The sequence below is a fragment of the Polynucleobacter sp. MWH-Berg-3C6 genome (genome assembly GCF_018881855.1).
GTDB lineage: Bacteria > Pseudomonadota > Gammaproteobacteria > Burkholderiales > Burkholderiaceae > Polynucleobacter.
The window spans coordinates 1-249 of the sequence record NZ_JACVPN010000027.1 but is presented as its reverse complement, the minus strand read 5'-3'; the positions used below and the strand labels follow the sequence as shown (position 1 = coordinate 249).

Here is a 249-nt window from a genome sequence, read left to right as displayed (position 1 = left end):
ATGAGTTCAGTAGAAAGTGTTTAACGATCTTCTGCGCTAGACGAATTGGCTCAATCCAAGTGATAGAACAACTGGCCAACGCCATGATTACTCACGGCATCCCCGAGCACATCCGAAGTGATAATGGCCCAGAATTTGTTGCTAAAGAGCTGCGTAGTTGGTTATCTGGCATTGGAGTAAAGACAGCCTACATTGAACCGGGCAGCCCTTGGGAGAATGGCTTTTGTGAAAGCTTTAACGGCACCTTTA

Annotated in this window: 1 protein-coding gene; it reads left to right on the top strand. The window is 46.6% G+C overall.

What is annotated here, in order from left to right; translation table 11 throughout:
- On the top strand, positions 1 to 249 hold a 249-nt coding region (locus ICN13_RS10080), incomplete at both ends, for a DDE-type integrase/transposase/recombinase (RefSeq protein WP_216140220.1).